We start from the raw sequence: 7,437 nt of genomic DNA, 5'->3' as shown, positions 1-7,437 counted from the left end.
CGTCTCGTGCGTGCTGCGCGTCAGCGCCGGCGGTCGCAGCGCGCTGCTCACCGGCGACATCGAGCGCGAGCAGGAGGGCGCGCTGGTCGAGCGCGTCGGCGCCGGCCTGCGCAGCGAGCTGCTGCTGGTCGCGCACCACGGCAGCCGTACCTCGTCGAGTGCGGATTTCCTCGATGCGGTGCAGCCGCAGGTCGCGCTGATCCAGGCCGGCTACCGCAACCGCTTCGGCCACCCGGTGCCCGAGGTGCTGGCCCGGCTGCACGAGCGCGACGTGCTGGTCGCCGCCACCGCGGCGTGCGGCGCCTGGCGCTGGCGCAGCGACCGCCCGGCCGCTGCTGGCGTTTGCGAGCGTGACCGCGCCCGCCGCTACTGGCACCATCGGGTGGCGCCAGCTTGATGACAATGGCCTGGAATTTGCTACCCTGACCGAGAGGAGACCGATTCGATGAGAGCAAGCTTCGACGAGATGCAGGCCACGGGCACCACGGTGCGCGACCACTACCGGGTGTACGAGCGCTGGCTGGCCGAGCAACCGGGCGACGTGATGCGTTCGCGCCGCGAAGAAGCCGAGATGATCTTCCGCCGCGTCGGCATCACCTTCGCGGTGTACGGCGCGAAGGACGAAGACGGTTCCGGCACCGAGCGCCTGATCCCGTTCGACCTGATCCCGCGCGTGATCCCGGCCGGCGAGTGGGCCAGCATGGAAGCCGGCCTGCGCCAGCGCGTGACCGCGCTGAACCGCTTCATCCACGACGTCTACCACGGCCAGGAGATCATCAAGGCCGGCATCGTCCCCGGCGAGCAGATCTTCAAGAATGCGCAGTTCCGCCCCGAGATGATGGGCGTCGACGTGCCCGGCGGCGTCTACTCGCACATCTCCGGCATCGACATCGTGCGCGCCGCCAACCCCGACGGCAGCGGCTCGTACTACGTGCTCGAGGACAACCTGCGCGTGCCCAGCGGCGTGAGCTACATGCTCGAGAACCGCAAGATGATGATGCGGCTGTTCCCCGACCTGTTCAGCCAGCACCGCGTCGCGCCGGTCGCGCACTACCCCGACCTGCTGCTCGAGACCCTGCGCGCGGTCGCGCCGGCCGCGGTCAACGACCCGACCGTTGTCGTGCTGACGCCCGGCATGTACAACAGCGCGTACTTCGAGCACGCCTTCCTGGCGCAGCAGATGGGCGTCGAGCTGGTCGAGGGCCAGGACCTGTTCGTCAAGGACAACTTCGTCTACATGCGCACGACGCAGGGGCCGAAGCGGGTCGATGTGATCTACCGCCGCGTCGACGACGACTTCCTCGACCCGCTGGCCTTCCGCCCCGATTCGACGCTCGGCTGCGCCGGGCTGCTCAGCGTCTACCGCGCCGGCAACGTGACGCTGTCGAATGCCATCGGCACCGGCGTGGCCGACGACAAGTCGATCTACCCGTACGTGCCGAAGATGATCGAGTTCTACCTCGGCGAGAAGCCGATCCTGAACAACGTGCCCACCTACCAGTGCCGCGATGCGGAAGACCTGAAATACGTGCTGGCGCACCTCGGCGAGCTGGTCGTGAAGGAGGTGCACGGCGCCGGCGGCTACGGCATGCTGGTCGGGCCGGCCGCCACCAAGGACGAGATCGCCGATTTCCGCAAGGCCCTCGAGGCCAACCCCGCCGGCTACATCGCGCAGCCCACGCTGAGCCTGTCGACCTGCCCGACCTTCGTCGACAGCGGCATCGCGCCGCGCCACATCGACCTGCGCCCGTTCGTGCTGAGCGGCAAGACGGTGCAGATGGTGCCGGGCGGGCTGACGCGCGTCGCGCTGAAGGAAGGGTCGCTGGTCGTCAACTCGTCGCAGGGCGGCGGGACCAAGGACACCTGGGTGCTGGAAGCTTGAAGACATGGACGCCTGAGACAAAGGGAGATCAAGAACATGCTGTCGAGAACCGCCGATCATCTTTTCTGGATGGCCCGCTACATGGAGCGCGCGGAGAACACCGCCCGCATGCTGGACGTCAACTACCAGACCTCGCTGCTGCCGCAGTCGGCCGATGCCGCGGCCAACGGCTGGAAGGGGCTGCTGAGCATCTCCGAGCTGAGCCACGACTACGCGTCGCGCTACGGCGAGATCGATGCCCGCAAGGTGATGGACTACATGGTGAGCGACGAGCGCAACCCGTCGAGCATCTACAGCTGCCTGATGGCCGCGCGCGAGAACGCCCGCGCGGTGCGCGGCACGCTGACCACCGAGGTCTGGGAGACGCAGAACCAGACCTGGCTCGAGTTCCAGCGCATGCTGCGCCACAAGACCTTCCAGAAGGATCCCGGCGAGGGCTTCGAATGGGTCAAGTTCCGCTCGCACCTGTCGCGCGGCGTGACGGTGGGTACGATGCTGCAGGACGAGGCCTTCCACTTCCTGCGCATCGGCAGCTTCCTGGAGCGCGCCGACAACACCGCCCGCATGCTCGACGTGAAGTTCCACGCGGTCGAGAGCGAGTTCTTCGGCACCGGCTCGATGGGCAGCAACGGCAACGGCAACAACGGCAAGGACCAGGAGTACGACTTCTACCACTGGTCGGCGATCCTGCGCTCGGTGTCCGGCTTCGAGGTCTACCGCAAGGCCTACCGCAACGTGATCAAGCCCGAGAAGGTGGCCGAGCTGCTGATCCTGCGCGCCGACATGCCGCGTTCGCTCGCGGCCTGCATGGACGAGGTCGTCAACAACCTGCGCCAGGTGGCCAACGAGCAATCGTCGGACACGCTGCGCCGCGCCGGCCGCCTGCAGGCCGACCTGCGCTTCGGCCGCATCGACGAGATCCTCGCCACCGGGCTGCATGCCTTCCTCACGCAGTTCCTCGAACGCGTCGGCACGCTGGGGGTGGGCATCAGCCGGGACTTCCTGGTGCCTGTTGCGGCATGACTGCCGCATGACCGGCACAGGATGAAACTCGATATCCGGCACGTCACGCACTACGACTACAGCGCGCCGCTGCAGTACGCGCTGCAGTCGTTGTGCCTCACGCCCCAGGCGAGCGCGCACCAGACGGTGCTCGACTGGAACCTGTCCGCGCCCGGCCAGCTGTTCGCGCAGCGCGATGGCTTCGGCAACCTCGCCCACACCTGGAGCCTGCGCCAGCGCACGTACCGCGGCGTGGTGCGGGCCTCGGGCGTCGTGCGCACGCATGCCTCGCCTGCGCTGGTCGATGCCTGCATCGCGCCGGAGTTCTACCTGCGCGCGACGCCGCTGACAACGGCGACCGGCGCGCTCGCCGCGCTCGGCCGCCGCCACCTCGACGGCCCGGCCGATGAAGCGCGTGCGCTCGCGCTGGCCCTCGACGTGGCCGACCGCATCGCCTACGAGGGCGGCAGGACCACCACCCGCACCAGCGCCGCCGAGGCGCTCGCGCTCGGTGCCGGCGTCTGCCAGGACCAGGCGCATGTCTTCATCGCCGCCTGCCGCGCCGCCGGCGTGCCGGCGCGCTATGTCAGCGGCTATTTCCACGCGCCCGAAGCGCCCAGCCTCGCAAGCCATGCCTGGGTCGACGTCTGCGTCGACCGGGCCGCGAGGCGCTGGCTCAGCGTCGACATCACGCACCGCTGCCTGATGGACGAGCGCCACGTGCGCCTGGCCGTCGGCCCCGACTACGCCGCCTGCTCGCCGATCCGCGGCGTGCGCGAAGGCGGCGGCGACGAGACGATGCGGGTCAGCGTGGACATCGGCGTCCTGCCCGACGTCCCCGAGACCCTTCCCGAAACCGCCGTGCTCACCGCCCAGGAGCCTTGAATGTCCATCCATGTCGCGCTCAACCACGTGACCCACTACCGGTACGACCGGCCGATCAACCTGGGCCCGCAGACCATCCGGCTGCGGCCGGCGCCGCATTCGCGCACCCGGGTGCTGAGCTACTCGATGCGCATCGAGCCGGCAACGCACTTCATCAACTGGCAGCAGGATCCGCAGTCGAACTACCTGGCCCGGCTGGTGTTCCCGGACAAGACCACGTCGTTCCGCATCGAGGTCGACCTGGTGGTCGAGATGTCGGTGCTGAACCCGTTCGATTTCTTCCTCGAACCGGCGGCCGAGCATTTCCCGTTCGAGTACGACGCGTCGCTCGCGACCGAGCTGGAGCCGTACCGCCACAAGGCGCCGCTGACGCCGGCCTTCGAGAAGTACCTGGCCAGCATCTCGCGCGAGAAGATGCAGACCACCAACTTCCTGGTCGCGCTGAACCAGCGGCTGCAGAAGGACATCGGCTACCTGATCCGCATGGAGCCGGGTGTGCAGACGCCGGAGCAGACGCTGGTCAATGCGAGCGGCTCGTGCCGCGACTCCGGCTGGCTGCTGGTGCAGATCCTGCGCCACCTGGGCTTCGCGTCGCGCTTCGTGTCGGGCTACCTGATCCAGCTGAAGAGCGACGTGAAATCGCTCGACGGCCCGAGCGGCACCGAGGTCGACTTCACCGACCTGCATGCCTGGTGCGAGGTCTACCTGCCGGGCGCCGGCTGGATCGGCCTGGACCCGACGTCGGGCCTGCTGGCCGGCGAGGGCCACATCCCGCTCGCGTGCTCGCCGGAACCGTCGTCGGCCGCGCCGGTGAGCGGCGCGCTGGACGAGTGCGAGACCGAGTTCGAGCACACGATGAAGGTCACGCGCATCTGGGAGGCGCCGCGCGTGACRCTGCCGTACAGCGATGCGCAGTGGGGCGAGATCGAGGCGATGGGCCACCGCGTCGACGACGACCTGCGCCGCCACGACGTGCGGCTGACGCAGGGCGGCGAGCCGACCTTCGTCTCGGTGGACGACCGCGACGGCGCCGAATGGAACACCGACGCGATGGGGCCGACCAAGCGGCTGCTGAGCGCCGACCTGATGGACAGGCTGCGCCGCAAGTACGGCGACGGCGGGCTGCTGCACTACGGCCAGGGCAAGTGGTACCCGGGCGAGCAGCTGCCGCGCTGGTCGCTGAACCTGTTCTGGCGCAAGGACCGCGAACCGGTGTGGACGCACCCCGAGCTGTTCGCCGACGAACACAAGGACTACGGCGTCACCGACGTGCAGGCGCAGAAGTTCCTCGAGGGCGTCGCGCAGCGCCTCGGGCTGGACGGCAAGCATGTGTTCCCGGCCTATGAGGACGTCTGGTACTACCTGTGGCGCGAGCGCAAGCTGCCGGCCAACGTCGACCCGTTCGATGCGAAGCTCTCCGATGCGCTGGAGCGTGAGCGCCTGCGCAAGGTGTTCACCCAGGGCCTCGACAAGGTGGTCGGGCATGTCTTCCCGATCGCCCGCAACCCGGCGAAGAACGGCCCGCGCTGGCAGACCGGCCCGTGGTTCCTGCGCGCCGAGCGCTGCTACCTGATCCCGGGCGATTCGGCGATGGGCTACCGGCTGCCGCTCGATTCGCAGCCCTGGGCCAGGGACGCCGACCTGCCATGGGTGCATCCGCCAGATCAATCGCAGCCGTTCGCGCCGCTGCCGCCGTACCGCCGGCTGCGCCATGCGCAGGGTGGGAGCGACGCTGCCGGTGGCGCCACGCCGGCGTGGGAGCGCAGCGAGACGGGCGCCGGCGGCTTTGCCGGCCGCTCGCGGGCCGCGCTCGGCCTGGGGGCCTCGACCGCGCGCAGCGCGGTGCCCGAGGTTCCGGCGCGCGTCCCCGCCGCGAACGAATCGGCCAGCTGGGTCACCCGCACCGCGATCAGCGCCGAGCCGCGCGGCGGGCGGCTCTACGTCTTCATGCCGCCGGCGACCGCGCTGGAGGATTACCTGGAGCTGGTCGCCGCGGTCGAGGACACCGCGCTCGAGATGAAGCTGCCGGTGATCCTCGAAGGCTACGAGCCGCCGAAGGACCCGCGCCTGTCGACGCTGCGCGTCACGCCCGACCCCGGCGTGATCGAGGTCAACATCCACCCGGCGCACAGCTGGGGCGAGCTGGTCGAGCAGACCACGCACCTGTACCAGGCGGCGCACGAGACGCGGCTGTCGACCGAGAAGTTCATGGTGGACGGCCGGCACACCGGCACCGGCGGCGGCAACCACTTCGTGCTGGGCGGCGCCACCGTGGCCGATTCGCCGTTCCTGCGCCGGCCCGACCTGCTGGCCAGCATGGTCGGCTACTGGCACAACCACCCGGCGCTGAGCTACCTGTTCTCGGGGCTGTTCATCGGCCCGACCAGCCAGGCGCCRCGTGTCGACGAGGCACGCAACGATTCGGTCTACGAGATCGAGATCGCGTTCGCCGAGCTGCAACGAATCGCGGCGCAAGGCAGCGGCTACACGCCGCCGTGGCTGGTCGACCGGCTGATGCGCAACCTGCTGATCGACGTGACCGGCAACACGCACCGCGCCGAGTTCTGCATCGACAAGCTGTACTCGCCCGACGGCCCGACCGGCCGGCTCGGGCTGCTGGAGATGCGTGCGTTCGAGATGCCGCCGCATGCGCGCATGAGCCTGACGCAGCAGTTGCTGATGCGCGCGCTGGTGTCGCGCTTCTGGCAGCGCCCGTACCAGCCGCCGCGCCTGAAGCGCTGGGGCACCGAGCTGCACGACCGCTTCATGCTGCCGCATTTCATCTGGCAGGACCTGTGCGACGTGCTCGAGGAGCTGAACCAGTTCGGCTATGCGTTCAAGCCGGAGTGGTTCGCGCCGCACCTGAACTTCCGTTTCCCGCGGCTGGGCGATTTCAATGCGATGGGCACCGAGGTGGAGCTGCGGCTGGCGCTGGAGCCGTGGCATGTGATGGGCGAGGAGGGCGCGCCGGGCGGCACGGTGCGCTTCGTCGATTCGTCGGTCGAGCGCTTGCAGGTGCGGGCCACCGGGCTGGTCGGCGACCGCCATGTGCTGACCTGCAACGGCCGCGCGATCCCGATGCAGCCGACCGGCAAGGTCGGCGAGTTCGTCGGTGCGGTGCGCTACCGGGCCTGGAACCCGCCGTCGGCGCTGCACCCGAGCATTCCTGTGCATGCGCCGCTGACGATCGACCTGGTCGACAGCTGGATGAGCCGCTCGCTGGGCGGCTGCCAGTACCACGTGGCGCACCCGGGCGGGCGCAACTACGACACCGCGCCGGTCAATGCGTACGAGGCCGAGGCGCGGCGGCTGGCGCGCTTCTTCCGCGTCGGCCACACGCCGGGGGTGATGGTGCTGCCGAAGGACGAGCGCAACCCGAACTTCCCGTTCACGCTGGATTTGCGGAGGGCGTCTTTGTAGTTCGTTCGTTCGTTCGCGTATCGACGCGGAAGGCGCGAGCGGGGAGTCTGGGGCTCGCCGTCGCGCCGGTCTTCGCCCCCGGGGGGGCGAAGACTCCCCTGCGCTGACTGGTTTCATGGCCCGTCGCCCAAACTCCCGCCACTCACTTCGTTCGTTGTGGTCAAACAGTGGGCGACAGTCAGTTCACGAAGCGTGCTGGCGCACGCGGGCCATGAAACCAGCCAGCTCCGGCGCCCCCTCCTTATTGG

Annotated in this window: 5 protein-coding genes; all 5 read left to right on the top strand. The window is 69.3% G+C overall.

Features of this window, described 5'->3' with window-relative positions:
- The coding region (locus AC1D12_RS18915) for a ComEC/Rec2 family competence protein (RefSeq protein ID WP_477842197.1) at positions 1 to 397 on the top strand (397 nt) is incomplete at its 5' end.
- 48 nt (positions 398 to 445) lie between these two features.
- Entirely contained in the window at positions 446 to 1,882 is a 1,437-nt protein-coding gene (locus AC1D12_RS18910; protein ID WP_047502105.1) for a circularly permuted type 2 ATP-grasp protein, read from the top strand.
- A 36-nt stretch (positions 1,883 to 1,918) separates the two neighbouring features.
- Entirely contained in the window at positions 1,919 to 2,905 is a 987-nt protein-coding gene (locus AC1D12_RS18905) for an alpha-E domain-containing protein (protein ID WP_047502107.1), read from the top strand.
- Positions 2,906 to 2,926: 21 nt separating this feature from the next.
- Complete coding sequence (locus AC1D12_RS18900) at positions 2,927 to 3,769, top strand: transglutaminase family protein (RefSeq protein ID WP_465112120.1); 843 nt, start codon at positions 2,927 to 2,929, stop codon at positions 3,767 to 3,769.
- A complete protein-coding gene (locus AC1D12_RS18895) occupies positions 3,770 to 7,189 on the top strand; it encodes a transglutaminase family protein (RefSeq protein WP_477842195.1) in 3,420 nt (1,139 codons plus the stop codon).
- Positions 7,190 to 7,437 lie beyond the last annotated feature (248 nt).

This window comes from Rhizobacter sp. P1_G5, assembly GCF_056405435.1.
The sequence above is the reverse complement of the archived record's forward strand: the minus strand, read 5'-3'. Positions and strand labels throughout refer to the sequence as shown.